Annotated in this window: 39 protein-coding genes, 1 tRNA gene and 1 pseudogene; 22 read left to right on the top strand and 19 right to left on the bottom strand. The window is 61.9% G+C overall.

Annotation, left to right across the window (positions count from 1 at the left end; all coding sequences use genetic code 11):
• Positions 1–8 precede the first annotated feature (8 nt).
• A complete protein-coding gene (locus DIR46_RS02130; RefSeq protein WP_109343770.1) occupies positions 9–800 on the bottom strand; it encodes a hypothetical protein in 792 nt (263 codons plus the stop codon).
• Between the two features lie 210 nt (positions 801–1010).
• Between DIR46_RS02130 and DIR46_RS02135 the strand changes: the two genes are divergently transcribed.
• The 3 genes and pseudogenes from DIR46_RS02135 (at position 1011) to DIR46_RS27050 (ending at position 2197) form a co-directional block, all read left to right on the top strand.
• A tRNA-Leu gene (locus DIR46_RS02135) sits at positions 1011–1094 on the top strand.
• 738 nt (positions 1095–1832) lie between these two features.
• Positions 1833–1892, top strand: a pseudogene (locus tag DIR46_RS27560) (hypothetical protein); the annotation flags it as partial.
• A 62-nt stretch (positions 1893–1954) separates the two neighbouring features.
• Positions 1955–2197, top strand: a complete 243-nt coding sequence (locus DIR46_RS27050; protein ID WP_282433170.1) for a tyrosine-type recombinase/integrase — start codon at positions 1955–1957, stop codon at positions 2195–2197.
• Here DIR46_RS27050 and DIR46_RS02145 read toward each other — a convergent pair.
• The 18 genes from DIR46_RS02145 to DIR46_RS02215 all read right to left on the bottom strand — a co-directional run bounded on the left by DIR46_RS02145 (position 2186) and on the right by DIR46_RS02215 (position 12771).
• A complete protein-coding gene (locus DIR46_RS02145; protein ID WP_109343771.1) occupies positions 2186–2437 on the bottom strand; it encodes a hypothetical protein in 252 nt (83 codons plus the stop codon). The genes DIR46_RS27050 and DIR46_RS02145 overlap by 12 nt on opposite strands.
• Positions 2437–2979 (bottom strand): hypothetical protein, encoded by a 543-nt coding sequence (locus DIR46_RS26325; protein ID WP_162819378.1) that lies wholly within the window; start codon positions 2977–2979, stop codon positions 2437–2439. The genes DIR46_RS02145 and DIR46_RS26325 overlap by 1 nt, the downstream gene beginning before the upstream one ends.
• On the bottom strand, positions 2972–3571 hold the full coding sequence (locus tag DIR46_RS02155) for a hypothetical protein (RefSeq protein ID WP_109343773.1): 600 nt from the start codon (positions 3569–3571) through the stop codon (positions 2972–2974). The genes DIR46_RS26325 and DIR46_RS02155 overlap by 8 nt, the downstream gene beginning before the upstream one ends.
• Positions 3568–4197 (bottom strand): hypothetical protein, encoded by a 630-nt coding sequence (locus tag DIR46_RS02160; protein ID WP_109343774.1) that lies wholly within the window; start codon positions 4195–4197, stop codon positions 3568–3570. Before DIR46_RS02160 ends, DIR46_RS02155 begins: the two co-directional genes overlap by 4 nt.
• Positions 4194–4454, bottom strand: a complete 261-nt coding sequence (locus DIR46_RS02165) for a hypothetical protein (RefSeq protein WP_109343775.1) — start codon at positions 4452–4454, stop codon at positions 4194–4196. The genes DIR46_RS02160 and DIR46_RS02165 overlap by 4 nt, the downstream gene beginning before the upstream one ends.
• On the bottom strand, positions 4451–5971 hold the full coding sequence (locus DIR46_RS02170) for a hypothetical protein (RefSeq protein ID WP_109343776.1): 1521 nt from the start codon (positions 5969–5971) through the stop codon (positions 4451–4453). Before DIR46_RS02170 ends, DIR46_RS02165 begins: the two co-directional genes overlap by 4 nt.
• Before the next feature lie 18 nt (positions 5972–5989).
• Positions 5990–6451 (bottom strand): DUF1367 family protein, encoded by a 462-nt coding sequence (locus tag DIR46_RS02175; RefSeq protein ID WP_109343777.1) that lies wholly within the window; start codon positions 6449–6451, stop codon positions 5990–5992.
• Positions 6448–6624, bottom strand: a complete 177-nt coding sequence (locus DIR46_RS26330) for a hypothetical protein (RefSeq protein ID WP_162819379.1) — start codon at positions 6622–6624, stop codon at positions 6448–6450. The genes DIR46_RS02175 and DIR46_RS26330 overlap by 4 nt, the downstream gene beginning before the upstream one ends.
• A complete protein-coding gene (locus DIR46_RS02180; RefSeq protein WP_109343778.1) occupies positions 6621–7364 on the bottom strand; it encodes a hypothetical protein in 744 nt (247 codons plus the stop codon). Before DIR46_RS02180 ends, DIR46_RS26330 begins: the two co-directional genes overlap by 4 nt.
• Entirely contained in the window at positions 7361–8164 is an 804-nt protein-coding gene (locus DIR46_RS02185; protein WP_205289061.1) for a hypothetical protein, read from the bottom strand. The genes DIR46_RS02180 and DIR46_RS02185 overlap by 4 nt, the downstream gene beginning before the upstream one ends.
• A 103-nt stretch (positions 8165–8267) precedes the next feature.
• Complete coding sequence (locus DIR46_RS02190) at positions 8268–8462, bottom strand: hypothetical protein (RefSeq protein ID WP_162819380.1); 195 nt, start codon at positions 8460–8462, stop codon at positions 8268–8270.
• Entirely contained in the window at positions 8462–8692 is a 231-nt protein-coding gene (locus DIR46_RS02195) for a hypothetical protein (RefSeq protein ID WP_109343780.1), read from the bottom strand. The genes DIR46_RS02190 and DIR46_RS02195 overlap by 1 nt, the downstream gene beginning before the upstream one ends.
• A gap of 10 nt (positions 8693–8702) precedes the next feature.
• Positions 8703–9806 (bottom strand): coiled-coil domain-containing protein, encoded by a 1104-nt coding sequence (locus DIR46_RS02200; protein ID WP_162819381.1) that lies wholly within the window; start codon positions 9804–9806, stop codon positions 8703–8705.
• 137 nt (positions 9807–9943) lie between these two features.
• Complete coding sequence (locus tag DIR46_RS02205) at positions 9944–10312, bottom strand: hypothetical protein (RefSeq protein WP_162819382.1); 369 nt, start codon at positions 10310–10312, stop codon at positions 9944–9946.
• 326 nt (positions 10313–10638) lie between these two features.
• Positions 10639–11013: a hypothetical protein gene (locus tag DIR46_RS26335; RefSeq protein ID WP_162819383.1), complete on the bottom strand. Its 375-nt coding sequence runs from the start codon at positions 11011–11013 to the stop codon at positions 10639–10641.
• A 54-nt stretch (positions 11014–11067) separates the two neighbouring features.
• Positions 11068–11466, bottom strand: coding sequence for a hypothetical protein (locus DIR46_RS02210; RefSeq protein WP_109343783.1), 399 nt, complete (start codon positions 11464–11466; stop codon positions 11068–11070).
• Positions 11467–11500: 34 nt separating this feature from the next.
• Complete coding sequence (locus DIR46_RS26340) at positions 11501–11995, bottom strand: hypothetical protein (protein WP_162819384.1); 495 nt, start codon at positions 11993–11995, stop codon at positions 11501–11503.
• A gap of 29 nt (positions 11996–12024) precedes the next feature.
• Positions 12025–12771, bottom strand: a complete 747-nt coding sequence (locus tag DIR46_RS02215) for a LexA family protein (RefSeq protein ID WP_162819385.1) — start codon at positions 12769–12771, stop codon at positions 12025–12027.
• Between DIR46_RS02215 and DIR46_RS02220 the strand changes: the two genes are divergently transcribed.
• The 19 genes from DIR46_RS02220 (at position 12770) to DIR46_RS02300 (ending at position 23735) form a co-directional block, all read left to right on the top strand.
• Positions 12770–12985 carry a helix-turn-helix domain-containing protein gene (locus DIR46_RS02220; protein WP_109347872.1) on the top strand — a complete coding sequence of 72 codons (216 nt, stop codon included), beginning with the start codon at positions 12770–12772 and terminating at the stop codon, positions 12983–12985. The genes DIR46_RS02215 and DIR46_RS02220 overlap by 2 nt on opposite strands.
• Before the next feature lie 362 nt (positions 12986–13347).
• Positions 13348–13611: a hypothetical protein gene (locus DIR46_RS02225; protein WP_109343785.1), complete on the top strand. Its 264-nt coding sequence runs from the start codon at positions 13348–13350 to the stop codon at positions 13609–13611.
• Positions 13608–13862 carry a hypothetical protein gene (locus tag DIR46_RS02230; protein ID WP_109343786.1) on the top strand — a complete coding sequence of 85 codons (255 nt, stop codon included), beginning with the start codon at positions 13608–13610 and terminating at the stop codon, positions 13860–13862. Before DIR46_RS02225 ends, DIR46_RS02230 begins: the two co-directional genes overlap by 4 nt.
• 1 nt (position 13863) lies before the next feature.
• A complete protein-coding gene (locus tag DIR46_RS02235; protein ID WP_109343787.1) occupies positions 13864–14700 on the top strand; it encodes a phage replication initiator YdaU family protein in 837 nt (278 codons plus the stop codon).
• Positions 14642–15349 carry a hypothetical protein gene (locus tag DIR46_RS02240; protein WP_162819386.1) on the top strand — a complete coding sequence of 236 codons (708 nt, stop codon included), beginning with the start codon at positions 14642–14644 and terminating at the stop codon, positions 15347–15349. The genes DIR46_RS02235 and DIR46_RS02240 overlap by 59 nt, the downstream gene beginning before the upstream one ends.
• Positions 15346–15504, top strand: coding sequence for a hypothetical protein (locus DIR46_RS26345; RefSeq protein ID WP_162819387.1), 159 nt, complete (start codon positions 15346–15348; stop codon positions 15502–15504). The genes DIR46_RS02240 and DIR46_RS26345 overlap by 4 nt, the downstream gene beginning before the upstream one ends.
• The gene (locus DIR46_RS02245) at positions 15501–15713 is read left to right on the top strand and encodes a hypothetical protein (RefSeq protein WP_109343789.1); all 213 of its coding nucleotides are present in this window, start codon (positions 15501–15503) and stop codon (positions 15711–15713) included. The genes DIR46_RS26345 and DIR46_RS02245 overlap by 4 nt, the downstream gene beginning before the upstream one ends.
• Entirely contained in the window at positions 15710–16057 is a 348-nt protein-coding gene (locus DIR46_RS02250) for a DUF2493 domain-containing protein (protein WP_109343790.1), read from the top strand. The genes DIR46_RS02245 and DIR46_RS02250 overlap by 4 nt, the downstream gene beginning before the upstream one ends.
• Positions 16054–16722, top strand: a complete 669-nt coding sequence (locus DIR46_RS02255) for a recombination protein NinG (RefSeq protein WP_109343791.1) — start codon at positions 16054–16056, stop codon at positions 16720–16722. The genes DIR46_RS02250 and DIR46_RS02255 overlap by 4 nt, the downstream gene beginning before the upstream one ends.
• Positions 16719–17006 carry a hypothetical protein gene (locus DIR46_RS02260; protein ID WP_162819388.1) on the top strand — a complete coding sequence of 96 codons (288 nt, stop codon included), beginning with the start codon at positions 16719–16721 and terminating at the stop codon, positions 17004–17006. Before DIR46_RS02255 ends, DIR46_RS02260 begins: the two co-directional genes overlap by 4 nt.
• Entirely contained in the window at positions 17003–17446 is a 444-nt protein-coding gene (locus DIR46_RS02265) for a hypothetical protein (RefSeq protein WP_109343793.1), read from the top strand. Before DIR46_RS02260 ends, DIR46_RS02265 begins: the two co-directional genes overlap by 4 nt.
• Positions 17443–17787, top strand: coding sequence for a MarR family winged helix-turn-helix transcriptional regulator (locus DIR46_RS02270; RefSeq protein ID WP_109343794.1), 345 nt, complete (start codon positions 17443–17445; stop codon positions 17785–17787). Before DIR46_RS02265 ends, DIR46_RS02270 begins: the two co-directional genes overlap by 4 nt.
• The gene (locus DIR46_RS02275) at positions 17784–18170 is read left to right on the top strand and encodes a hypothetical protein (protein ID WP_109343795.1); all 387 of its coding nucleotides are present in this window, start codon (positions 17784–17786) and stop codon (positions 18168–18170) included. Before DIR46_RS02270 ends, DIR46_RS02275 begins: the two co-directional genes overlap by 4 nt.
• Positions 18167–18535 carry a phage protein NinX family protein gene (locus DIR46_RS27860; protein ID WP_109343796.1) on the top strand — a complete coding sequence of 123 codons (369 nt, stop codon included), beginning with the start codon at positions 18167–18169 and terminating at the stop codon, positions 18533–18535. Before DIR46_RS02275 ends, DIR46_RS27860 begins: the two co-directional genes overlap by 4 nt.
• Positions 18536–18723: 188 nt before the next feature.
• Positions 18724–18897 (top strand): hypothetical protein, encoded by a 174-nt coding sequence (locus tag DIR46_RS26350; protein WP_162819389.1) that lies wholly within the window; start codon positions 18724–18726, stop codon positions 18895–18897.
• A 556-nt stretch (positions 18898–19453) separates the two neighbouring features.
• Entirely contained in the window at positions 19454–19897 is a 444-nt protein-coding gene (locus DIR46_RS02285) for a terminase small subunit (RefSeq protein WP_109347873.1), read from the top strand.
• Positions 19884–21134 (top strand): PBSX family phage terminase large subunit, encoded by a 1251-nt coding sequence (locus DIR46_RS02290; protein WP_109343797.1) that lies wholly within the window; start codon positions 19884–19886, stop codon positions 21132–21134. The genes DIR46_RS02285 and DIR46_RS02290 overlap by 14 nt, the downstream gene beginning before the upstream one ends.
• Positions 21134–23452, top strand: coding sequence for a portal protein (locus DIR46_RS02295; RefSeq protein ID WP_162819390.1), 2319 nt, complete (start codon positions 21134–21136; stop codon positions 23450–23452). The genes DIR46_RS02290 and DIR46_RS02295 overlap by 1 nt, the downstream gene beginning before the upstream one ends.
• Positions 23439–23735, top strand: a complete 297-nt coding sequence (locus tag DIR46_RS02300; protein ID WP_109343799.1) for a hypothetical protein — start codon at positions 23439–23441, stop codon at positions 23733–23735. The genes DIR46_RS02295 and DIR46_RS02300 overlap by 14 nt, the downstream gene beginning before the upstream one ends.
• Positions 23736–23738 lie beyond the last annotated feature (3 nt).

The raw sequence follows: 23738 nt of genomic DNA on the forward strand, positions 1-23738 counted from the left end.
AGGTCGTGTTATTCGTCGTTCAGGCCGGCATTGGCCAGGCGCTGCTTGAGCCGCTGGTTATCGGTGAGCAGCGTCGCCACGCGATCCTTGAGGCTTGCCACTTCCTTGCGCAGGGCTGCGAGTTCGTCTTCCGGCTCGATCTCGACCTTTTCCTTTTTCGGGCGGGTGGCCATCTTCTGCTCGCGCACCTGGCGCGCGGCCTGCTGCAATTCCTTGCGGCCACCGGCGACCGCGGCGATCTGCTGCTCTTCCGGCAGTTGCGCCACGTTGGCGGCGGCATTGATCGAGATCGTGCCGGTGCGAACCGCCTCGCGCAGCTGCGGGGTGGCGGCTTTCTGGATGCGTTCGATCTGGCTGATGGTATTGCTCGAGACGCGGGCCGCGCGTGCGACGTCCTCGCGGGTACTCCATGGCGGCGAGGTGTCGTCGGCCGGCGCGTTCTTGTCGCCCTCTTCCTGCGGTGGCTGCTCGGCCATGCGCGCCGCGACGAGTTCCTTCTTGCGCAGGGCGAGCACGCCGCGCTGGAAGTCCGACACGCTGCGGCGCGCCAGGTGGTTGTCGATCATCCACAGCATCACGTCCTCGAGCGAGGCGAAGTTGTTGTTGTGGACGGTGCGGAAGGGAATGTTGTGCTTCTTGCAGATCTCGTAGCGGTTATGCCCGTCGATCAGCGTGTCGCGCCAGAGCACCAGCGCGTCGCGGCAGCCTTCGGCCTGCAGGCTGCGCTCGAGCGCGGCGTATTCGATGTCGGTGAGCGGGTCGACGAAGGACCGCAGCTCGTCGTTGATCTTGATGTCCAATTCTTGTCCTTGCGTGGTCTTGCCTGAGGTAGCGCCAGCTTGGGTGACGCCGCTTGGCATGCTACACCATCCGGGCGGGGGTTCCAAAGATGCAAGAAGCCGGTTGGGAGGGATGGGCGGGCGATCATGCCGCGTGAAGGGGCTTATCAAGAGGGTAAAGTTGCCGAACTGCTCCGAATTGAGCACGCCTGTGCTAGAATCTCGGGCGTTGCCCGGATGGTGAAACTGGTAGACACCGCAGACTTAAAATCTGCTGCCAGCAATGGCGTGCCGGTTCGATTCCGGCTCCGGGCACTCATGTCAATAGACTGCTTCCAGATGCAATCAACTTTAGCTTGTTTTTCAACAGCTTATCGATTTCCTCTGCTACGGTTAACTCGCTTTAGCCCCCTCCAGTCTGATACCATTTGCCAAAATTTACCATCAGGATTGGCAATGGCGGCACCGAAAAAAGAAGGCTCAGTTTGGCGGCATCGCATCATGGTCAAGGGCCAGCGAGTGTCAGGAACGTTCTCGACCAAAGCCGCAGCGTTGGCCTGGGAGGCAGCGCAGCGAGTGCAACTGGTCGAGGGGCAGCACGCCTCCACTGGAAAGACGCTGCGCGACGCGCTCGAGCGCTATGAGATCGAGGTGTCGCGCAAGAAGCGTGGCCACCTGAACGAGGCCAAGCGTCTGGCATGGTTTCGCGAAAGCTCGATCGCTAGCATCAAGATGTCCGACATCAAGCCGGCCGACATAGCCGCGTGGCGTGATGAGCGTCTGAGGGTGGTCAAGGGGTCGACCGTGAACCGTGACCTTAATATCCTGTCGCACGTCTTTACGATCGCACGCCGCGAATGGGGCTGGATCACCAGCAGCCCGACGAAGGATGTTCAGCGCCCGGAGTCGCCTCCGCACCGCGACCGACGAATCAGCGAACGCGAGATCGACATGATCTGCCTGGCGCTCGGGTGGGATCACAAGATCGGCGCGGCGCCAACGACGAAACAGCACCGCATCGCCCTCGCCTTCCTATTCGCCATCGAGACTGCCATGCGAGCAGGCGAGATTTGCGCTCTGCGCCCGGGCGATGTCCAGGGCCGGGTGGCGCGCCTGCACATGACGAAGAACGGCAGGCCGCGCGATGTCGCGCTTTCGTCGCGCGCGCTGGAGATATGGGCGCTGGTCCCGAACGGCTTCGACCTCTCCCCGCCATCCTCGACGCCCTATTCCGCAAGGCCAAGAAGGCGGCCGGGATCGAGGGGCTCACCTTCCACGATACCCGCCACGAGGCCATCACCCGTCTTGCTCAGAAGCTCGACGTGCTCGACCTGGCGCGCATGGTCGGGCACACGAACATCAACCAGTTGCGCACCTATTACAATCCCACCGCCGAGGATATCGCCTCACGTCTGTAGGCTCTCGGCCCAGCGGATCACCTCGCGCGCCTTGTACAGCGGGTGCGAGCGCTCCTGGGTCGGGTTGATCTTGATTGGCTTCGGGAAGTCTGGCCGCACGATGATCTTGTCGCGGACCGTCGTATAGGATCGCTTCAGATACGCGGCGATGTGCTCGGTGTCCCACAGGTCGACCTCGACCGGGATCGACTTCTCGGAAAGCTTCTGCAGGATCGCTGCCAGAATTTCTTTTTCGCTCATCAGCCATTCTCCTTATTGGTGGTGTGCGAGGGTGCAGCCGCCTTCATTAATTCGCCGATGTTGAACCGCAAGTCGGCTATTTCCTGATCGCGTCGGGCGATGATCTTCTCGTCCACCTTGCGTTGATATTCCCGCGCATCGCGCTGGCCCTGGCGGAACTGCTCGGACGAATAGCGCGCCATTATTGAGCCAGGAATCATTGGCTTCGGCAGCGGCGGCAGCCCTTCGTCGTCCACCTCAGCAGGGCGAGAAGCAAGGGCGGCGCGGAGATCGGCGATTTCGGCTTTCATGGCGAGCGACGCCTCTTGCAGCGACGGCATCATCCCGGTATCCCCGCATCGCTCCTGCCACGTCTTCACCTCGGGCGCGGTGCTGGGCGATGGCGGGGTGGCGCGGCGGTTCCAGTCTGCATCCGTGGCAGCAGTAGCGCCGCACTCGTCGCATCCCGGGCCTTCAGCCGTCAAGCTTTCCCATGCGTCGCGGGAGACTTCGGCGCTACCGCAGAACGGACACGGCAGCAGGTCATGGGAGGGGTTAGCCATGGTCGGCCTCCTGCTCAGGTTTCGTGCCGCGCCAGGCATGCCACGCATCGACGTCGATAAGAGGGATCGACACGTGGTCGTCGCCGAACTCAAACGTCGACTGATACTTGGCGCCTGGGAAGCTGAAGCGCACCAGCGCCTTGCCGCCGTCGTTCTTGTGTTCCTTGGCTTCGAGCCGGCGGTACACGTGGACGTGCTTGATGGTGCAGCCCGGGAACTTCGCCTCGAACAGCTCGATCAGGTCGACCTCGGCGCGCTGGCGGGTGCGGCGATCCAGCCATTCCCTCTGGGAGCAGCGCTCGCTGCAGTACACGTGCTGCCCTTCGGCGATGTGGCCTTCATGATCGTCATAGACCTGAGTGCCGCAGTGCATGCACTCGAACCACCAGCCGGCTGCCAGCATCGCGCTTACCGGCACAGGCCCTGGAGCGTGCTGGTCGAGCACCGGCATACGGCGGCAGGACTCGATGTCTTCCCAGTCGCAGCCGATCTCGTTGGCGCCATGGCGGCGCGCGGTGGCGCTGTTGGTGGCGAACTGGATCGACCAGCCCTCGTCGCCGTCGTGGACCTGGTAGGCTTTCAGCGGCTTCATGCTCCATCTCCCTGGCCGCCGTCGAGCTGGGCGGCGCGATTTTCGTACTCGCGCCGGAACGTCTTGAAGGTGTCGAGCGACATGACGTGGTGATAGCCCGAACCCGCATAGGCTTCCTCATCGGTTTGGCCCGGCAGCCCCGGCGCTTCCGGTGTGCCGGGGGCGCTAGGGGCGGCACTGAGCATTGCCGCGTAGTCTTCCTCGGCATCCTTGTAGAACTGCGCGTGGCCGATTGCGATATCCACATCGCCTTTGAAATGCATGGCGGCGATCATCTCGGGCGTTGGCTCGACCGGAACCAACTTCCAACCAGGCAGCGCGCCAGGTGCTGCGGCTTGCTGGGCGGCTTGGTTCTTTGCCCCGCAATCCCCCATAGGGGCGCTGCTGCATTTCCAATCATCACGGCACCCATCAACATAGCGACAAACCTTGAACGTTTCGGCTTGCGGCGCTTCGCCCTCTGGCTGGGCGCGGCTATGGCGCTTGATCAGAATGGTTCTGATGTCTTTGCAGAGTTCAGGGTTGAGCCCGATGATCATGCCCGACTTCTTCAGGATGTCTACGGTGGTCGCAACACAATCGTGGACCAGCTTGTCCAGGTCCGGCAGTTCAGTTGGATTGCTCATTTAGATTCCCCCGCGCCCATTTCACGGGCTTCGTTGATTGCCTTTGCCATCGCGAAGGCAATATTCGTGTCCTCGCCCTGCGCCCATACAGTAGTTCCCGATCGGCGCGAGAATCTAATTTGCACACGGTAGGCAGCAGCACCGCCTATACGGTGATCAACCTCGATCCTGCCAAGACTCTCTGCCTCGTGCCAAAGTTGATCCAGCGACAGCGCCTGTATAACTTCAATTACAGGGCTTGCAAAAATAGAGTTCATTTCGATTCCTTTGCTGGCGATGGGGGAAGCGCGTAAATCATCGTTTCGTAGACCATTCGTACCAAGTTGGGCGTGACAATATCGGAAGCGTGTTTGCGGCTAATCTCGTAAGCAGCCTCTGCGACATGCTCTTGACTCGGCTTGCGCGGCATTAGCTTCCAGTCTTCCGGCACCGCTACCTGACCGGCTACTGGAGCTGCGTAGATCGGAACGGTCTGATCAGCGCGCCACTGGTTGCCGCGCACCGGCACGCCGCCGCGCCCCGCCTGGATGTCGCGCAGCTCGCTCGGGCTGACCATGGCCAGTGGCTTGGCCGGCGCTACCTGACCGGCTTGTGCCGCGACCTTTGCCCGTGCCTGCCATCCTTCCCATGCCTCTTGAGCGTGTAAGTATCGGCTCTCATTGTTGCTATTACGGGCAAGGTGCGTAGAGATTTCTTCTTCGCTATAGCTTCGCAAAGGGTCACGCGCTTTTACCCTTTCAATGTATGCAGCCTCGAATGCGATCCGCTCATCCGTCAGTACAGTGCTTGCACCGACCGAACCGTTACCCTTGAGCGCTTCGATTGCCTCGACGCAGCGTAGGGCACCATCACCTTCGCCATCGCAATGTGTGTCAGCGCGCTCGGGGTTGTTGGGCGCATACTTTCCACGACCCTTGTAGGCGTCCCGGCGATCAGCATGGATTGCCTCACATACAGCGATGGCTTCTTCCAGCGCCTGATTGCGGGCAGTGCTTGCACCCACCGGAGCCGCGTTCAATTCCTTCAGCTTGACTTCGGTGCGCTTGACCGCTTCATGCACGGCTTCGTCCTTGCTATAGCTTTCATAGGCGTGATCGTGATTTACGATGTTCATCCACTGGACATCATTCAGCTTCACCCAACCAGTGCTTGCACCAGTAGTTGCAGGAGGGGTGGCGTAGACTGGAGTGGCGCGCCAGCCGCTACGCGCCGACTGGATGGTTGCGGTGCGGTCGTCCAGCATGTTGTCCAGCTCATCGCCATTGACGTAGCCAATCGGCTCGACTTCCGCCTTATTGGCGACCTGACGGGATGCGCGGTCGGCTGCGATGGCTGAAAACTGGCTGATGAAAGCGCCGATTTCAGCCTTGTTGCAAAACTCTTCGCGCTGTAACCCGGCTCCTTGGCAGTCAGAGCATGGGTAAGGCTCTGGCGGCTGGAAGTGGCCTTGGTAGTGAGATTCGCCATCATGGCCGATGCCGCCGCAGGAATCACACTTCCAATGAGCGATCACCTTGACCAGCTCGTCAAGCAGTCCGCCTTCTTCTGCCGCCTTATTGGCAGCGCCGGGCAGGATCTCCATGACCTCCAGCACTTCCTGGCCCGGTTGGGCGTACTCGAACTTGGTCCCGTATTCCTGCAACATTCCATGCCCCGCGCTGGTGATGAGCGCTGGCCAGCGGCGCGCCTGGCCGGTCTCGGGGCCGAAGTACAGCGGCTGCTCGGGGCGTTCGCCGTGGCGCATGCGGCGGGCGGGAGTTTTGTTATCGGTCATCAGTCTCTCTCGTTCTGGTTAGAAGAAGCCCAGCAGCTGGTCCATCACAGCGTCCAGGGTGTCGCGGTCGTAGGTGGTCAGGATGTGCTTCAGGATCACGTTCACGGTCGCGTTGTACAGGTCATCGAACTCGGCCTGGCCCATGTTGGCGAAGCTGATCGACTTCGCGGTCAGCCGGGTCTCGCCGCGGAGATTTACGGCCATCTCGTAAAAACCGGCCAGGCACACGATGTCGTTGCGGAACTGGTCGAAGTTCTTTCCGACGACCTGGCCCTTGTACGTGTTCGCGGCCGGCTCCCAGGCGTCGAATGCCAGATTCAGGAGCGCGAAGAATTTTCGGTGGAAGCGTGGGTTGCGCTGCTGCTTCACCGTGGCGCGCACGGCGGCGCCGGTCTTGAGCTTGGCGATGTACTCGGCCGCCTGCGGGTCGGTCGGCACCAGCACGCCGCCGGCGGCCTTGGTCAGCACGATCTCTTTCATGGCATCACCTCACCGCGCACGGCCGCGAAATCCAGGCTGCCCAGCCGCTCGATGATCGCCAGCGCCGGCAGGTCAAACGCCTCAACCAGCGCGTCAACGATCTGCAGGTCGGTCAGCGCCTCGGCTGCAGCGTCGGCCAGCTCGCACAGGTGGCCGTGGTCGGCGGCGTTCATGCTGCCTCCGCGATCGGCGCGCGGCCGTGCTCGACCAGGATGCGGTCGACCAGGCATGCGAGATAAGCCTGGGCAACGCGGCACTTGTTCTCCAGGCGCTTCTCCAGCGCGGCATCGCGCGCATACGTGATGCTGGTGGTGCGCAGCGCCGGGTCGATGTGGCCGACCTGGTGCAGCTCGCGCTGCTCCCACTTGATCAACTCGTCCGGCGTGTCGAGCATCACGTGCACAACCTCGTGCTCTGGCACGTCCCACAGGTTCATGTAGGCCCGACCCTGCCACTCGTACAGGCTGTCGTGCGCGTCTTCGCTCAGCGCCGGGAAGGTGTCCAGGGACCACGACACCTTGATGTCGATGGTCTTCACGCCTGGCACGTAGATATCGCATTCGCCCGTCAGCAGGTCGCTCACGCGGCGCTCCGTGTTCTTGCGGTAGCTCTGGAAGCGCTGGTTGTTCAGAAACTGGATGGCCGCCTCTTCTAAGGCCAGGCCCTTGTCCATGTACTTGGTCTCGATGTCCTTGTGGTAGCTGAAGACGAATTCCTTCGCCATGTTCTTCAGAAAAGTCTTGGCGCCGGCCGACAGCGACATTTCCTTGAAGGGCTGGAGCAGCTCCTTCTCGGCATCGGTCTTGCGGGCCTTGGCCGCGATCGGTAGCAGATCGGCCGGCAGCAGCGACTGGTCGATCGACTGAGCATCAGTCATCAGCAGGCCGACGCAATGCGGGTGGAAGCGCATCATTTCGCCAGCTCCTTCTCCAGGTCGGCCAGCGCCGTCGCCTGGTCTTCCGTCAACTCGTAGTAGCCGCGCATCGATTGCGCGTCGTACTGGCCGGCCTTGATCGCCGCGAGGGCGTTGGTGAACGCCTTGCCGTCGATCGGCTTCTTCGGCTCTTCCTTCGGCTGCGGTTGCGGCTCCGCGGCGGCCTCGTGCTGGCGCAGTTCCTCCGGCAGATCCTCGATGTCCTGGGTGAAGATGTCCGACGCGGCGGTGACGTTCAGGGTCATCGCGATCATGGCGCGCTTGCAGGCCATCTTCAGGACCGTGTTAGCCATGTCGGCGGCCTCGGTGCGAATCTGGATCTTCTTCTCGACCTGACCCTTCCATTTGGCGAACTTCAGCCGGCGCGCGTTCTCCGGCGTCAGATCGAACTCTTCCGTGCACACGGCACCGCGCCATTTGTACTTTTCCTCACCCGACGAGCATTCGCCCACGCCTTCACCCAGCGAGGTGCCGGTGACCTGGTGGCGGCCGACGCAGGTCACGCGGTAGCGGGCGACGTCCGGAGTGCTCAGGTCTTCGATCCTATATTCCGGGGCGACACGGAACGTCACGCACAGCACCTCGGCGCCCGGCTTGTACAGCGTCGGCTTCGGTGTGCCGGGGATGGTGCCGTAGTGGGTGTCGCGCTTCATGATGCCCTGCATCACGGTCTGCACGAGATTCACGCGCTCGCGGATCTCGGAGGCCGAGAAGCGATGCACTTCGCCTGCGGTGAGGCCGGCGACTTCGCGGCGCGGCATTTCGATTACGTCGTTCATGGTCAGAATCCTCGGATGTAAGTGCGCAGCGCGCGGACAGCGGCCTTACGCGGGCCGAAGCCGGCGCGCAGGCTGAGACGGTATTGCGTGCGGAGGTGGCGGATCATGGAAGCACCGCCTCAATCAAAAGCAGCGAACATGGCATGAATGCCGCTGCAGCAATAAATGCGTAGGTGTCATGTTTCTTCCGAAGAGCCACATATTCCTTGCTGGGCTTGTGCGGCCACGCGCGACCCAAAAACACCGCGTATATAGCTGCCGAAATGAGATTCAGGCTGAACCAGATAGGGAGCTCCATCACCATGCCTCCACTTCGCGCTGCTTGCGCATCAGGTCAACCTGGAAACGATGCTCAGCGTTGATCGCGCAGATGGCCGTGATGCGCGCGTCGTCGATCGCACGGATGTTCTGCTCGCTCAGCGCAAGCTGGTGGCGGATCACGGCCAGGCGCAGCGGCTTGAACAGCTTGCGCGCCAGGCGGCGTACGATGCGGAACGGGCCGCGGTGGATGCGTTGGATCGCGATCATTTCCAGCTCCTTAGTAGGCGATCGACACGGCCGGCACTTGGCCGGAGGCGATCAGGGTCACGCACTGCTTCGCGCATTCTTCCGAGAGGCCGCCGGCCACCAGCGCGGCCAGCGCGGCGCGGTTGATCTTCGCCTTGTGGGCCTTGTTCGCCTCGCGACGCGCCTGCTCGGCAGCTGCGGCGGCCTGCTCGGCGGCGACACGCTCCTGCTCGCGGCGCACGGCTTCGGCGGCCTGGCGCTCTGCGCGCTCAGCTGCTTCCTTGGCTTGGCGCTCAGCCTGCTCCTTCGCTTCCTGCTGCTGACGCTCGGCGCGGGCAGCGGCGTCGATACGCTCCTGCTCGGCGCGCTGCTCGGCTTCGACGCGGCGGCGCTCAGCGGTCTCGGCGGCCAGTTTCAGTTCCAGTTCGCGGCGCGCGGCGGCCTCGCGTTCGGCGGCGGCGCGGGCCTCTGCCTCCTGGGCGGCGCGGGCAGCTTCTGCCTTGGCGCGTTCCTCGGCGGCGCGGACGATGGCGGCTTCACGCTCCAGGCGCTCACGCTCGGCAGCTTCGGCGCGCAGACGGGCCAGCTCGGCTTCCTTGGCTTCGTCGGCGAGGTATTCAGCGTGGCGCACACGCAGGTTGCGCAGCAGGTCGTCTTTCACTTCCAGCGCTTGCGGCTTGAACTCCTGCCAGTCGTCGCCGACGACCAGCGGCTCGAGTTGCGCAATCGCTTCGGCCAGTTCGCCGGAGGTGCGCGCGCCGGCGCCCGTGTTGCGCAGCTCGGCCAGGCGCTCGGCCAGGTCGGCGACGCGCTGCTTCTCGCGCTGCTCGATTTCGTCGATGGCGGTCTGGTGAACAGTGATCATGGCCTCGATGCGGGCGTTGATTTCCTTCGCCTCAGCATCGATGGCGCGGCCCACGCGCAGCGACTCTTCCTTCGCCGCTTTACGTGTGCGCTCCAGGGCGCCTTTCGTCAGGCGCAGCGTGTTCACGTGGCTGCGCGCTTCCTTGTTGCCCTTCGGCGATTCGTAGTCGAAGACCAGCGAGGCGTTCTTCTGCTCCAGCTCGGCGAGCTGCGCATAGAAAGGCTGGTACTCGGCGACGGCGCTTTCGACCCTGTTCAGCAGTTCCATCATTTCTCCTTGTGGTTGTCGGTGCCGTCTCTCCGGCTGCCCACGCTACGTAGGTGCTACGTCCTCTGCGACCGAGGCGGCCCCCTATTTCCTCACCCAGGATTGGGCAATCCGCGCGTTCCGGGGCGCGGCGCGCCGTCTTACACTGGTGCGGCCAGGCGGTCGAGGTAACGGTGCGCCCGGTCTGCAATGGAAATTTCCTTGTTGGCGCGGGCGACCTTCTTGATCTCGTGCTTCGCCCAGGTGTGCGCCTCGGTGGCCAGGTACTGTTCGAGCAGGTTCGCGAAGCGCTTGCCGACCACCGCCTGCGATTCCGTCGGCACCACCGCCAGCAGCTCGCGGAACTGGCAGCCCTCCAGCAGGAACTCGAGCAGCTCGTCGGCGACCACCTTGAGCGCGGCTTCGTCGCGCGCCACCAGCGCAGCACGGCGTTCGGACACGCGCTGCTCGATCAGCTTCGCCAGCTCGGTCTCATACAGCTCGTCGTGGGTCTGGGTGCTTGCCATCATCTTCTCCAGTCTCGCCCTGCTGGGCTCGGTTGCGATGGAGTGATTATCGGACTTCCGGTAAGTCATGTCAACCGGTATTCCGTTATTTTTGTGCGATAATTTTCCTGCCCGAGCAGTTCAGGCAGCCGGCCCCGGCGTAGGGGCGTAAAAAAGCCCGCGCGTGGCGGGCATGGAGGATGGGATGGAGCCTGCACGACTAGTCGTGAAGCTGATCGAGCGACAGAACGGACGTTGCCGAATTTATGTACGGCGTTTTGGAACGGATCGGAAGGAGCGTTATTCGGTTTCCGGGTTAAGTCAGGCAAGCCAGCTCATTGCTGGCATGGCTAGCTCTTCTGTCCCTGGGCAGAAAGGGCCAGCAACCGATAACCCAGTTGCTGTGCCTCGCCTGGACGCAGAGCGGCCGTTCGCCAGCCCAAACCATGAAAAGCCACACCTAGTATCACAAGTTCGCCTACGCTCAGAGATGCTGGATGAACCTGGATCGCAGGTGAAAAGCTATCGATTTCCATCGGATCCGAATCAAATGGTGATCCAGATAGGGCTGCCACTGGAGCCATCATTTGACGGACTTCTGAAAGCCTGCTTATCAAATTCTCGACATCTTTTGGGCTCAGTATATGCGCTGATAAGTTATCTTCTGCGACGCTCAATACAACAGTTTTCCGATCCTCAGAAACTTTAAAATCCAATTCCAGCATATCCCCTCCACTCCCCGCTACGGCGGGGACTATTTTAAAGGCATCATATGAAAGTTACTGCCTCAAGCCAGACTGAGTTGCCGCCTGTTCAGCTAAAAGGGTGGTCCGAGCTTCCCCTAAAAGTTCTAGTAGCCTATCGCACAATTTCAGTTCCAAATGAATCGGCACCTGCATTCCCGTTTGAGTTAAAAGGAAAATGGCAAGATCAGAATTTGGCAGAATCTGCAGGCTGGCGTCCAACGGAATATATGCCTCCGTCAGCTCCTTGAGTCCTTCGGGGAATTGGTCAATAGTCCCGGACAGCATTTGATGCATCCGCACCAAGAGTTCCGGGACCATTTCGCGCTTGAAGGACGCGTCGTAAATGTTTCCGCCTACATCCTTCAGGCGTGTATCCACGTCGCCCGAATTCGGGTCAAAACGCCACTGCTCCAACTTTACGAATTTCGGCATATTTCCTCTCTCGTAGCCACGGCGGGGATTATTTTTACAGAATTTGCGATGCTGGATTTTTTATCTTATTCCCCTTGGCTGGAGGAGTGCGAGCTTTTCGGATAGCCGCGGTAGCACCTGAACAGTCAAATCTGGATACGCTGAACTGGCCGTTTTGCAGCGGCACAGCGAATCCAATCTCTCCGCCCCCTTCGAATCCCAGAACCGACATGTTGAGATCGTCAAGGAACATCAGCCTGTTCCCAGCTACAGTAGCGCATGTCGCGTCGGTGTAATTGGCTCCAGCCGCTGAATTAATCAGGACCGGGAATTTCCCATTCTCGTCACATGTGAGACTCCACGAGAAATATGCACTACATGAGTTTGTAGACGCAAAACAAAGAACACCAGCGACCTCTCCGTTTCTATTTGTAGTCTTGGCGATTTGGATATCGCCACCGTCTATTATGACCTCCCATGCTCCAATTTTCTCATTAGCATTGGCTTGCATTGATATGCCTAAGAGCGCGGCAAGAATAAAGAACTTCATTCAATTCCCCTAGTTGTACTTTGTTCTTACTAGACCAGCTTTTGCTTTACTTCGGTGACCACGCCAATAACCACCAAAGTCTCTTGATCGCTTCGAAGTGTCGGGAAATCATCATTAAGCGGAACAAGCTCAAAAATCTCATTGCCATTTGCATCGATCCCGCGCGGCCGATATTTCTTGAACGTCGCCTGATTGCTGCCGTTGCGCGCCACAACAAAATTGCCGGGCCCAGGTGATCGATCAGGATCCACGAAAAGCCGGTCGCCAGGCTGAAAGCGCGGCGCCATCGACATCCCTTCCACGTCGAGACAGAAAGCCCAACGCGACAACTTCGGATCTTCCGTGTACTCGACTGCATAGCCATCACCCGGCTCATACGGGTTCTCCATGTCGCGCAGCGCACCGGCCTGCACCGACGAGATAACCGGTATAGGCCTAGACGCCAATCTGATCAACGACACGTTCTGATCAAATTGTTCAGTCGGCGGCTGCTCAGGCGACATCGGGCCCTTACCCGTCTCAAGCCAGAGCGCGCTGACGCCAAGAGCTGCAGCGAGCGACGCGAGGTTGGTCGTTCCCTGAGACTTGCCCACCTCAAGATCGGAAATGCTGCTCTGCTTGAGGTTCGACTTCTTCGCCAGCTCAATCTGAGTCAGCTTGGCCGCTTTCCGGGCCTGTTTAACGCGAGTTCCTATAGACATACCGGTATTGTCATCTGGAACAAAACCGGAAAACCGGTTGACAGGGAATACCGGAGTTCCCATAATACGTCTCATGGACATCTCTTTCACGATCAAAAGCCTGCGCCAGGCCGGGCTCACCCAAACGCAGATCGGTAACGCGATTGGGCTGAGGCAAACCTCAATCAGCGACATGGAGTCCGGCAAGGCCGGCACGAAGCGTCCCTCATTCCAAGTGATCGACGGCTTGGCGCGACTGGCGAAGAAGCACAAGGTCGCGACCGAGCCGCCAGCACCCCAGCCGCAATAACCCGCGGCTTTTTCTTTCGGGCAGAAAGTTGCCTATGGGCTCCTGCCCAGCATCACCCACCCCGTAATCCGCATCACCAAGGAGAAGTAAATGAAGAACCCGAGCCCGACCCTGATCGAAGCAGCGCTGGCGAACTTAGACGATGGACCGCGCGACCAGATCATCCGAGTTCGTGCGACCCAGAAGCAGAAGGACATGTTCGCCAAATGTTCCGCTGCGAAGGGATTGCCAAGCGCTACCCATGCGCACCTGCTGCTCATGCGTGCTGTGAGTGCCCATGTTAGGCCGCGTCATCCGGTGCGTACAGGGGCCGGTCGTGGGCCAGTTGGCCGCGCGATGGCATCGGGCCGGAGGCACCTTTAATGGTTTCCGGCTTCGGTAAAAAAACAGCCCGGTGGGAGCCGGGCTTGGAAAGGATTGAAACAGTGAGCACATTATCACCCGAAACCCACGCGGCGACAAAGGTTATCGCCAAGGCGTGCAGCTGGGCCGACCAGCGGCGCATCGTTCGTGATGCGGGCGCCGATCAGAAGGGTCGTGCAATCGGCCGCCTGGCCAAGAGCAGCAACGAGCTGGCCGAGGCCGTCGAGAAGTATCGCAAGGCGGGGAAGGCTGGCCAGCCATGACGCAGCTCGTCAGCATCCAGAAATGGCTCGGGCACCAGGGCGATACCATGTCGCCCGAGTCCCTCCAGTTCACCACCAGGCCGGCCAAGGGCTGCCGCGGCTGCCTGTTCCAGCATCAGCATTCCTCCATCTGCGATCGCGCCTGCACGGTCGCTCAGCGCGCCGAGCTCGAACACTGCGAGCGCGGCTTCATCTACGTCGCCAAGCCGGTAGACCCGCGCCAGGTGTCCCTGATCGAAAAGGGGCACTGACATGGCCGGCGAATGGATCAAATTCGAAGCGAACACCCCCGAGAAGCAAGAGGTCTTCACGATCACCGTTGCCATGGGCTGGGACGACCCTGACCTGACCGTTGGCAAGCTTCTGAAGGTATGGCGTTGGTTTGACCAACAGACCGTGAATGGTAACGCTCCGCGCGTTACCGCAGCGTTAATGGATCGCATCATCGGCGTTACCGGCTTCGCACAAGCGATGTGCGATGTGGGCTGGCTGATCGCCGATGAGCATGGTATTTCGCTTCCAAACTTCGAGCGACACAACGGCCAGACCGCTAAAAACCGCGCGCTTACTGCGAAGCGCGTGGCGAAACACAAGGGAAACGCCAAGGATAACGATGAAGGTAACGCCGACAGCGTTACCGCAGCGTTACCTAAAGAAGAGAAGAGAAGAGAACAAAAGAAAGAACCAAGGTCAAAAGCAAAACCAGCGCCGGCTGCGCCGACGTTCGACCCTGGTGCTGAACTCGCTTCCCTGGCTGTCTCGCCTCAGATCGCTACCGACTGGCTTGCTCTCCGCAAGACCAAGCGTGCTGCGGTCACCCCCACCGCTCTGAAAAACATCATCGCTGAAGCTGGCAAAGCCGGTTTGTCGCTGGAAGCCGCCCTTTCGCTCTGCTGCACCAGGGGCTGGGCCGGGTTCGAGGCCGAATGGGTGCTGAAAGACCAGCGCGCCGGTCCAGCGCCGGCCTACCAGACCTCGAACGACAAAGCCAAAGCCTGGGCCGACAGCCTGACCGGAAAGAACCGAAGCCATGAACCTGACAACCGCATCATCGACCTCAACGACGCCCCTGCCCGCAAGCTGGGTTGAGAAGCTGCTGCACAAGATGCTGCTCAGCTACGGCAAGAAGTTCACGGACCAGTGGGGCGCCACCAGCACCAACGAGCTGGTCGAGCATTGGGCCCAGGAACTGGCCGGCTACCAGCCGATCGAGATCACGCGCGGCCTGAAGGCGCTCGAAACCCGCGACTGGCCACCGACTCTGCCCGAGTTCAAGAAGCTGTGCCGCGCACCGCTGGACCCGATGAAGACGTACTACGAGGCCGTGGCCGGCGTCCAGGCGCGAGCAGCCGGCGAGTATGGCAAGTGGTCCCACCCTGCCGTGTACTGGGCCGCCATGCCGCTGGCCTTCGACCTGGGCAACCAGACGTACAGCCAGATCAAGCCGCGCTGGGAGACGGCGCTGGCCGAGCAGATGGAGGCCGGCGAATGGGCCGAGATTCCCCAGCCGATGCTGGCCCTGGCCGCGCCCGGCAAGTCCATGCCTACCCGCGAACAGGCCGAACAGATGCTACGCAAGCTCAAGGCGGCCACCGTCATCGCCAAGCCGAGCGACGGCCGTGACCACAATTCGTGGGCGAAAGCGATCCTGGCGCGCGCGGCTCGCGGCGACAAGACGCTGACGCTGATCCAGGTGCAGTTCGCCCAGCAAGCCATGGGCGCCGAGGAGGCGCCATGACCACCCACCAAGACACCCGCGCCACGTCGCGCCCTACCGCGCAGGAAATGGCGCTCATGGCCGCACGCGCCCAGCGCATCGCCGAATACCGCGCGCAGCTCGAGCTGATCGTGGCGCGCGGACTGGCACGCGAGATCGCGGAGGCGCAGCGATGAGCGCCTACGACCCCTGCGCCATGTGTGAGCGCTTCACCCTGAACCGCGCCGACCTTCCGCCTGGCCACGGCTGGTGCACTGCCTGGGAGCGCGCCACGCCCTGGAACGGCCAGATCGGCGTGCTGTTCAAGGAAGCGAAGGACCGGGCGCCGAGGGCGCGGTATGTGGCGCAGCAGCAGGCACAACAACAAGAATTGGAGAAAGCATGAAATTACTTGTCTGCGGAGGGCGCGACTTCAAAAACGTTAGCCGAGTTCGCCACGTGCTGCACGCAATTCATGCAAAGCGCGCGGTCACTCTGCTTATCGAGGGCGGCGCGGCGGGCGCGGATCGGCTGGCGCGTGAATGGGCGGTCGAGAACGGTATTCCGGTACAGACATTCCAAGCCGATTGGAAAGCGCATGGCAAGGCCGCCGGCCCGATCCGCAATGGCCGCATGATCAATGAGGGCAAGCCCGATGGGGTATGTGCGTTCCCCGGCGGCCGTGGCACCGCGAACATGGTCGAGCAGGCGCTAGAGGCCGGCATCAAAGTCATGGAGGTGGCCGCATGATCCGCACCTCTCCCATCGCCCGCACTGGCACCCTCAAGCGCAAGGCTCCGCTGCCGCGCGCTGCGGCGCCGGTGGTGGGCAAGCCGCGCACGAAGAAGTGCGGCAACCGCGCCTGCCGCGCGCCGTACGAGGTCGACGCCAAGCGCCCGTGGAAAAACTGGTGCAGCGACGACTGCGCTGTGGTCATCGCGGTGACGAAGCTCGACGCGCAGAAGGCCAAGCAGAAGCGCCAGGAGCGCGCGCAGGACAAGGCGAAGCTCGGCGGCATGAAGACGTACCCCCAGCTCATCGCGGACTGCCAGCGGGCGTTCAACGCGGTCGTGCGGCTCCGGGACATGCTGGCCGGCCACCGATGCATCTCGAGCGGCCGCACGCTGGACTGGACCGGCAACGCCGTTGATGCCGGCCACTATCGTTCGACCGGCTCGGCGCCGCACCTGCGCTTCAACTTCGACAACTGCCACGCGCAGTCCAAGCACGACAACCAGTACAAGGCCGGCAACGCCGTCGACTACCGCATCGGCCTGATCGATCGCATCGGCCTGACGCGCGTCGAGGCGCTGGAGGCCAACAACACTCCGGCGAAGTGGACGCATGACGACCTGCGCCGGATGACCAAAGAGTACCGCGCAATGCTGCGGGATATGAAAAAGGAGACAGCGTGATTTCAACTCTCATCGCCTGGGCCAAGTCGCTAATGCCGAAGCCAGTCAACCCGGAGGCAATGCGGCGACGCTATGCCTACGGCGGCCCGAATCGCCGGGCGCTCGCCAACTGGATCGACCACAACATGCCCGAGCTCGGCGCCGAATTGGACCCGATGACAAAAAACCAAGTGCGCATTCGCCTGAACGAGATCACAGGCTGCAACGTGCCGGCCGCGGGCCGCGTCGAGGATGGCTGTGCCGTGTTCCTGGCCGCGCTGAAGAAGATGAAGGAGGCATCGTGATCGAGAACCACACCTTCACCACGCCAAAGGCCCAGGCAAGGATCGCCCGGATCCTCGCCGCGCTCGAGCAGCAGCCGATGACCCGCGACGAACTGCAATGCCTGCTGGGCATCGCCAAGCCGACCATGCGCCGCTACATCGCATTCCTGACCACAGCACAGCGTCAGATCCATGTCCGGCGCTGGAAGCGCACCACGGGCCAGCTCGCGCCTGTGTACGCCGTCGGCAGCCGCAAGGACGCCCCGCAACCGCGCATCGCCACCCGTGCCGAGCGCAACCAGCTCGAATGGCAGCGCATCAAGGCTGACCCGGACCGCCACGATCGGGTCAAGGCCGCCGCCCGCGTCTACGGCCGCATCAAGCGCGTGCGCCAGACACCGCAGCCCTGGTTCGCTGCACTGCTCAACACCCGCACCATTGAAAGGAAGTCCGCGCCATGAACATCCCGAAATTCCTCCCTCCAACCGTCCAAGAGCGCGTCGAGGAACACATCAAGAAGCGGCCGGGCATCATGACCCGCGAGCTGGTCGATGAGCTGGAAATCACCGCCGGCTCGGCCACCATGGCAGTCAACCGGCTCCAGGTCCAAGGAAAAATCCACCGCATCAACCTGCTCAACGAGCGCCGCGCGAAATGGGGAGCGGGGCCGGCGCCGGACTTCGATCCGGATAATCCGACGCCCGGCATCGGCCAACCGAAGCAGCGCACCGTGAAGGACTGGGAGCGCAAGCCGGTGCCGCGCGATCCATTGCTGTGGGCACTGTACGGAGCGCAGCCATGACGCGCGCGAGCCACGACATCGAGGCCCGTCTTACCAACTGGAGCCGGTGGGCCACTGAGTCCGAGCGCCGCATCGAGGTCAGCCCGACCGGCAAGATGATCGACCGCGCCAAGATCGCCGCCGGCATCATCGAGGACAAGTCGGGCGAGCGCCGCAACGTCGATGAGGCTGACGCCCAGCTCATCGAGAGTAACATGCGAATCTTGCTCCCGAAGTACCGGGTGATCCTGAAATGGCACTACATCAAACGAGCAAACCGGGGCGTCGTCTGCCGCAAGATGGGCATCGACCACCGGCCGGCGTCGATATTCGATGACCTGCTGCGGAAGGCGCATGAGACAATTGAGGCGTTGGTGAATACGGATAAGGGGATAGTTGGATGAGGGTGGCCGATCTGGAGGGGCCCGCGCTCGATCTGTGGGCGGGCAACGCGCTTGATGTGCGTGTGTCCATTGTCGAGACTACAATCGGCGCAACCTACTGCGCAGACCTGAGCAGGCGAGAGAGCTACGGACCCGCCAAGTTCCAGCCGTCGAGAGATTGGGCGCTTGCTGGTCCGATCATCGAGCAGCGGTGCATTTCGATTGAGGCGCGCGCCGCTCACATCTGGATTGCGCGAGCACATCGTATCGAGACCCTAATGCGGCCCGCGCAGGACTTAGAGCACATGGGACCAACCCCGCTGATAGCAGCAATGCGTGTACTCGTTGCGTGGCGGTTTGGCGACGAGGTGCCTGCTTCTGCCTAGAAATTTATTGACACCGAGCAAACTCAACAGTAAATTCCAAGCTACAACTTAATTCCGTCTAGAAATTCGACGAGCGATTCCACCAGGATGACGCTCGTCCCTACGGACGACGAAGCCCGCCACTGTGCGGGCTTTTTGCATTGGTGGGTCGCACGCGCGCGTGAGGCGGCAACCAACTGGAGAAGCCCATGGACGAGGCCAATTCGCATTCCTGCACCGACTACAACCGCCAGATCCGCGAATATGCGCTGGAAGCTGCACTGCGCACCGAGCACCCCTTGGGGCGCGACCACCGCAGCGTGCTGCAGGCAGCCAAGGCGTACGAGGCCTATCTCAAGGGCGAGGATGGCAGCGGCAAATAAAACGTTCCTGCTCTGCTTCGGCATCAGGCTTGCAAGGTGAGCGCGTAACTTCGGGAGAAGCGCCAAGCCGGTGAAAGTCCGGCACCGTCCAATGGGGAGCAACGCCCGATCAGCCGCTTGACCCGGTAGCCGCAAGGCTGTTGCCGCCTGACTGGCGTAACCAGTCACCACACGCATGCGCATTGAGCGCCGAACATGCAAGCCCGAGCAGCGCGCTCGGTTACTGCACGGGGAGTGCGCAGCCGTGTGGCCCCACCAGTTGCTGATGGTGGTTGATCAACCCCAGCTCGGTGCGATTGAGCGCGCGGCCGCCGCAAGATCGCCGGATGCCTCACGAAACGAGGTGCCACACGCATGCTGATTGGACGGCTGGGCGAATCCCGGCCGATGCGCACCAGTCAGCAGCCGTGTGGTGGACGCCCGCTCACCCTCCGTCCGCCGTGTGCGGCACATCGCGGGGCTGTCCACCCTCCTTGTCTCCTCCGGGGTGCGGGGCCCAATCCTTCCTGCATCCCCTTTGCCCGCCGCGCGCGGGCTTTTTTATTCCGCGACCACTATGAGTCTCACCGACAAGCAGCAGCGCTTCGTCGCTGAATACCTCATTGACCTCAATGCAACACAGGCAGCGATCCGCGCCGGGTACAGCGCGAAAACCGCCAATGAGCAAGGTAGCCGCCTGTTAGCAAATGTTAGTGTCGCCGCCGCCATCCAGGCCGCCATGAATCAGCGCACCGAGCGCACTCAGGTGGACGCTGATTACGTCCTGCGCACGATCGTGGACACCATCGAGCGGTGCAAGCAGGCCGAGCCCGTCCGCGATCGTGATGGTGAAGCGACCGGCGAATACAAGTTCGATGCAAGCGCCGTCCTCAAGGGGGCCGAGCTGCTCGGCAAGCACCTGAAGATGTTCACCGATAAAACGGAGTTGACCGGCGCGAATGGCACCGGCCTGTTCACCGGCATCAAGGTCGAGTTCGTGAAACCCAATGGAAACAGCTAAGTTCCCCGAAAAACTCGCCTTCCTGTTCGAGCCAGCGCCCTACAAGACAGCGCACGGTGGGCGCGGCTCCGGCAAGAGTTGGGGCTTTGCCCGAGCGCTGCTGATCCTGGGTGCCGAGCGGCCTCTCCGCATCCTGTGCGCGCGTGAGGTGCAAAAGTCGATCGAGGATTCGGTGCACACGCTGCTGAAGGACCAGATCGCCGAGCTTGGCCTGTCCGACTTCTACGAGGTGCTGGCCTACGAGATCAGAGGCAAGAACGGCACGACGTTTGCCTATTCCGGCCTGGCACAGCACACCGTCACCACGATCAAGTCGTTCGAGGGCGTCGACATCTGCTGGGTAGAGGAAGCCCAGGCGGTCAGCAAGAAGTCGTGGGATGTCCTGCGACCGACCATCCGCAAGCCGGGCTCGGAAATCTGGATCACATTCAACCCAGAGTTGGAAACGGACGTGACCTACCAGATGTTCGTCGCTACCCCTCCGACCGGCGCGATGGTTGTGCAGATGAACTTCAATGACAACCCGTGGTTCACCGACAAGCTGGAGCAAGAGCGCCTCGACTGTTTGCAAAATCAGCCTAAGGACTACGACAACATTTGGGGTGGCGTGTGCAAGCCCGCGGTGGCCGGCGCGATCTACTACGACGAGATGACGAAGGTCGAGGCCGACAGGCGCATCTGCAACATCCCCTACGATCCGATGCTCAAGGTCCACGTCGTGTTCGATCTTGGTTGGAACGACGCCATGGCTATCAGCCTGGTGCAGAAGCACTCGTCGGAGCTGCGCATCATCGAGTACATCGAGGATAACCGGCGCACGCTCGACAGCTATTCGGCCGACCTGAAGCTCAAGGGATACAACTGGGGCAACGTCTACCTGCCCCACGACGGCGAGCACAAGAACATCCAGACCGGCAAGAGTGCAAAGGAAATCATGGAGGCGCTGGGCTGGTCGGTACGCATCACGCCGAACATGAGCGTGGAGGATGGCATCCGTGTCACCCGCATGGCTTTCGGCCGCATGTACTTCGACAAGGACCGCACTGCGCGGTTGGTGCAGTGCGCCAAACGCTACCGCCGCTCGATCAACAAGCAGACCAACGAGCCAGGCGCGCCGCTTCACGATGAGTGGAGCCACGGCGCCGACAACCTCCGCTACGTGGCGATCAATGCCGACGACATGCGCAACGAGGAATGGGGCGGATCACTCAACTACAGATCACTCGGAAGCACCTGATGGCAAAAATGACAGACGACCAGCTGCGCGCGCTCACCGACGCAGAAATGCAGGACGCCAGCGCGGAATCCGGCTACGGCGGCCTGCTGGCGGCAGCGCGCGCCAAGGCTGAATACTATTTCCAGGGCCTCCCGAAAGGTGACCTGGCGCCGCCAGAGGTTGAGGGCCGCTCGTCGGTAGTCGACACCACGGTTGCCAATACCATCCTGGGCATGCACGGCCCGCTGATGAAGATATTCTGCGGCACCGACAACGTGGTCGAGTTCACCGAAACCCAGCCGGATGACGAGAAGAAGGCCAAGCAGGCGACGGAGTACCTGAACTACCTGCTGCGCAAGAAGAACCCAGGCTACATGATCATCTACACCTGGATCATGGACGCGCTCAAGTCCAAGGTCGGGTTCATCAAGGTCTGGTGGGACGATGCGCCGGTCGAAACGACCGAGGAATACCGCGGCCAGACCGATGTGCAACTGGCGATCCTGCTGGACGACGAGGAAATCGAGGTAACCGGGCAGCGCGCATACGAGGACGAGGCGGCCGCCAAGCAGAAAGCCAGCGCACTCGAACAGGCAGGACAGCAGTTGCAGCAGATGGCTGCGCAAGTGCAGCAGCAATCCGCGCAGAATCCCCAGGCTGCGCAACAGGGCATGCAGCAGCTACAGCAGGCGCAGCAGCAGTTCGCCGCCATGCAGCAGCAGCCGGTCCCGATGCTCTACGACATCACCGTCAAGCGCACGCGCGAAGGTGGCCGCCTGTGCATCGAGAATATTCCGCCCGACGAGATGTTCGTGTCGCGCAGCTGCAAGGACATCGACGACAACACGTTCAAGGGTCATCGCGTGCGCCGCACTGTGGCGTACCTGAAGGAGCGGGGATACGACACCGAGGGCATGAGCTTCGACGACCCGGCCGAGACGCCAGAGGCACGCGAGCGCGATCTCCTCGGGCTGCAAAGCCAGTTGATCGCCCCGGCTGAGTCCGAAGACAAGGATTCGCGCCTTGTCTGGCTGGAGGAATGCTACGTCTATGCCGACCTGGATGGCGATGGCGCCGCACTGTTTAAGGTGATGCGCGCCGGCGGCAAGATCCTCGATCGCGAGAAGGTGGACGCGAATCCGTTCGTTGACCTGGCATCGATCCCTCTGCCGCACCAGTTCTTCGGCTGGTCGATGGCTGATCTGGCCATGCCACACCAGAAGATCAAGACGAGCCTGAAGCGCTCGGTGCTGGACAACCTGTACCTGCAAGTGAACGGCCGCTATTGGGCGGTTCCGGAACAGGTGAACATCGACGACCTGCTCAACAGCCGTCCAGGCGGTGTGGTGCGTGTGAAGAACCCACAAGGCGTCGGCCGCCTCGACCAGGGCGTGGGCGACATCGCCAGCGCGATGGGCATGATGGAAGCGGCCGAGCGCGATGCAGAGGAAGCCACCGGCTACACCCGGCAGAGCCAGGGCGGCGGCATGCAGGTTGCGCAGACCGCTACGCAGTCGAACATCGTCACCAACCGGGCAGATGAGCGCCTGGAGCTGGTGGCGCGCACCATGGCTGAAACTGGCTTCGCACGGCTGTTCAAGAAGATGCTGCGGCTCGTGTCGCAGTACCAGAACAAGGCCGAGCAGGTGAAGCTGTCCGGCGGCTGGGCCGACGTCGACCCGCGCGAATGGACGAACCAGTTCGACATGTCGCCGGGCGTAGGCCTGGGCACCGGCAACAAGGATCAGCTGGTCCAGCACCTCATGGCTCTGAAGCAGTCGCAGGTCACCGCGCTGCAGATCGGCTACGCCACGCCGGCCAACCTGTTCGCCGCGGACAAAAAGCTGACCGAGGCCCTGGGCTTCCGCGATGCTGACCGTTTCTTCACCGACCCGGCGCAGATGCCGCAGAAGGAACCTCAGCAGGATCCGGCCGTAGTGAAGGCGCAGCTCGACGCGCAGGCCCGCAAGGAGCAGCTCGAGTTCGAGCGCGAGAAGGCGCAGATGCTGGCGCAGATCGAACGCGAGACGGCGGAGCGCAAAGCGCAGGCGCAGAAGGAAGTTGATCTGAATCGGCAGCAGCTCGAGGCGCAGCAGCAGGAGCAGCGCATCTTCCTGGAGGCAGAGCAGACCGAGCGCGACGCACAGCGCCGTCATGCCGAACAGATGGACAGGATAGCACTCGAGCGCGAAAAGCTGGCCCTGCGGCGCCACGAAATCGACGCTGGCCTGGATGCAAAGATCGTAGCAGCACAGATCTCCGCGCGCGCACAGAGCGAATCTCTGGCTGCCGCCGAAACCCAATCGAACGAGGACATGGCAGCCAATGGAAACGCTTGAACAACGCATCACGCAGGGCGAGCAGGCGCGCCAAGTGCTGGACAACCCCGCCTTCGCCAAGGCCTTCGCCGATATTGAACAGGAGCATGTCGAAGCATGGAAAAACAGCCCAGCACGCGACCCCGCAGGGCGCGAAACGTTGTGGATGACGGTAAAGCTGCTGCACAAGCTGCGCTCGACGCTGGAAGCGGCAATGACGGACGGCCGACTGGCGAAAGTGGACCTGGAGCACGAGCAGGCGATGCTGGCGCGGGAGCGGGCGGAGGGAGTGGTAATTCGCTGACCT

This window comes from Massilia oculi (genome assembly GCF_003143515.1).
Taxonomy (GTDB): domain Bacteria; phylum Pseudomonadota; class Gammaproteobacteria; order Burkholderiales; family Burkholderiaceae_D; genus Telluria; species Telluria oculi.

What these genes read in the sequence shown, in the direction of transcription:
- DIR46_RS02225 (WP_109343785.1), top strand. Translation starts at nt 13,348, where the DNA reads ATGGTTTCCGGCTTCGGTAAAAAAACAGCCCGGTGGGAGCCGGGCTTG.
- DIR46_RS02165 (WP_109343775.1), bottom strand. Translation starts at nt 4,454, where the DNA reads ATGAACTCTATTTTTGCAAGCCCTGTAATTGAAGTTATACAGGCGCTG.
- DIR46_RS26335 (WP_162819383.1), bottom strand. Translation starts at nt 11,013, where the DNA reads ATGCTGGAATTGGATTTTAAAGTTTCTGAGGATCGGAAAACTGTTGTA.
- DIR46_RS02255 (WP_109343791.1), top strand. Translation starts at nt 16,054, where the DNA reads ATGATCCGCACCTCTCCCATCGCCCGCACTGGCACCCTCAAGCGCAAG.
- DIR46_RS27050 (WP_282433170.1), top strand. Translation starts at nt 1,955, where the DNA reads ATGGGCGCTGGTCCCGAACGGCTTCGACCTCTCCCCGCCATCCTCGAC.
- DIR46_RS02180 (WP_109343778.1), bottom strand. Translation starts at nt 7,364, where the DNA reads ATGATGCGCTTCCACCCGCATTGCGTCGGCCTGCTGATGACTGATGCT.
- DIR46_RS02230 (WP_109343786.1), top strand. Translation starts at nt 13,608, where the DNA reads ATGACGCAGCTCGTCAGCATCCAGAAATGGCTCGGGCACCAGGGCGAT.
- DIR46_RS26330 (WP_162819379.1), bottom strand. Translation starts at nt 6,624, where the DNA reads ATGAACGCCGCCGACCACGGCCACCTGTGCGAGCTGGCCGACGCTGCA.
- DIR46_RS02155 (WP_109343773.1), bottom strand. Translation starts at nt 3,571, where the DNA reads ATGAAGCCGCTGAAAGCCTACCAGGTCCACGACGGCGACGAGGGCTGG.
- DIR46_RS27860 (WP_109343796.1), top strand. Translation starts at nt 18,167, where the DNA reads ATGAGGGTGGCCGATCTGGAGGGGCCCGCGCTCGATCTGTGGGCGGGC.
- DIR46_RS02160 (WP_109343774.1), bottom strand. Translation starts at nt 4,197, where the DNA reads ATGAGCAATCCAACTGAACTGCCGGACCTGGACAAGCTGGTCCACGAT.
- DIR46_RS02170 (WP_109343776.1), bottom strand. Translation starts at nt 5,971, where the DNA reads ATGACCGATAACAAAACTCCCGCCCGCCGCATGCGCCACGGCGAACGC.
- DIR46_RS02250 (WP_109343790.1), top strand. Translation starts at nt 15,710, where the DNA reads ATGAAATTACTTGTCTGCGGAGGGCGCGACTTCAAAAACGTTAGCCGA.
- DIR46_RS02235 (WP_109343787.1), top strand. Translation starts at nt 13,864, where the DNA reads ATGGCCGGCGAATGGATCAAATTCGAAGCGAACACCCCCGAGAAGCAA.
- DIR46_RS02210 (WP_109343783.1), bottom strand. Translation starts at nt 11,466, where the DNA reads ATGCCGAAATTCGTAAAGTTGGAGCAGTGGCGTTTTGACCCGAATTCG.
- DIR46_RS02190 (WP_162819380.1), bottom strand. Translation starts at nt 8,462, where the DNA reads ATGGAGCTCCCTATCTGGTTCAGCCTGAATCTCATTTCGGCAGCTATA.
- DIR46_RS02175 (WP_109343777.1), bottom strand. Translation starts at nt 6,451, where the DNA reads ATGAAAGAGATCGTGCTGACCAAGGCCGCCGGCGGCGTGCTGGTGCCG.
- DIR46_RS26340 (WP_162819384.1), bottom strand. Translation starts at nt 11,995, where the DNA reads ATGAAGTTCTTTATTCTTGCCGCGCTCTTAGGCATATCAATGCAAGCC.
- DIR46_RS02200 (WP_162819381.1), bottom strand. Translation starts at nt 9,806, where the DNA reads ATGATGGAACTGCTGAACAGGGTCGAAAGCGCCGTCGCCGAGTACCAG.
- DIR46_RS02245 (WP_109343789.1), top strand. Translation starts at nt 15,501, where the DNA reads ATGAGCGCCTACGACCCCTGCGCCATGTGTGAGCGCTTCACCCTGAAC.
- DIR46_RS02270 (WP_109343794.1), top strand. Translation starts at nt 17,443, where the DNA reads ATGAACATCCCGAAATTCCTCCCTCCAACCGTCCAAGAGCGCGTCGAG.
- DIR46_RS02220 (WP_109347872.1), top strand. Translation starts at nt 12,770, where the DNA reads ATGGACATCTCTTTCACGATCAAAAGCCTGCGCCAGGCCGGGCTCACC.
- DIR46_RS26325 (WP_162819378.1), bottom strand. Translation starts at nt 2,979, where the DNA reads ATGGCTAACCCCTCCCATGACCTGCTGCCGTGTCCGTTCTGCGGTAGC.
- DIR46_RS02275 (WP_109343795.1), top strand. Translation starts at nt 17,784, where the DNA reads ATGACGCGCGCGAGCCACGACATCGAGGCCCGTCTTACCAACTGGAGC.
- DIR46_RS02185 (WP_205289061.1), bottom strand. Translation starts at nt 8,164, where the DNA reads ATGAACGACGTAATCGAAATGCCGCGCCGCGAAGTCGCCGGCCTCACC.
- DIR46_RS02285 (WP_109347873.1), top strand. Translation starts at nt 19,454, where the DNA reads ATGAGTCTCACCGACAAGCAGCAGCGCTTCGTCGCTGAATACCTCATT.
- DIR46_RS02145 (WP_109343771.1), bottom strand. Translation starts at nt 2,437, where the DNA reads ATGAGCGAAAAAGAAATTCTGGCAGCGATCCTGCAGAAGCTTTCCGAG.
- DIR46_RS02295 (WP_162819390.1), top strand. Translation starts at nt 21,134, where the DNA reads ATGGCAAAAATGACAGACGACCAGCTGCGCGCGCTCACCGACGCAGAA.
- DIR46_RS26345 (WP_162819387.1), top strand. Translation starts at nt 15,346, where the DNA reads ATGACCACCCACCAAGACACCCGCGCCACGTCGCGCCCTACCGCGCAG.
- DIR46_RS02205 (WP_162819382.1), bottom strand. Translation starts at nt 10,312, where the DNA reads ATGATGGCAAGCACCCAGACCCACGACGAGCTGTATGAGACCGAGCTG.
- DIR46_RS02300 (WP_109343799.1), top strand. Translation starts at nt 23,439, where the DNA reads ATGGAAACGCTTGAACAACGCATCACGCAGGGCGAGCAGGCGCGCCAA.
- DIR46_RS02290 (WP_109343797.1), top strand. Translation starts at nt 19,884, where the DNA reads ATGGAAACAGCTAAGTTCCCCGAAAAACTCGCCTTCCTGTTCGAGCCA.
- DIR46_RS02195 (WP_109343780.1), bottom strand. Translation starts at nt 8,692, where the DNA reads ATGATCGCGATCCAACGCATCCACCGCGGCCCGTTCCGCATCGTACGC.
- DIR46_RS26350 (WP_162819389.1), top strand. Translation starts at nt 18,724, where the DNA reads ATGGACGAGGCCAATTCGCATTCCTGCACCGACTACAACCGCCAGATC.
- DIR46_RS02215 (WP_162819385.1), bottom strand. Translation starts at nt 12,771, where the DNA reads ATGAGACGTATTATGGGAACTCCGGTATTCCCTGTCAACCGGTTTTCC.
- DIR46_RS02240 (WP_162819386.1), top strand. Translation starts at nt 14,642, where the DNA reads ATGAACCTGACAACCGCATCATCGACCTCAACGACGCCCCTGCCCGCA.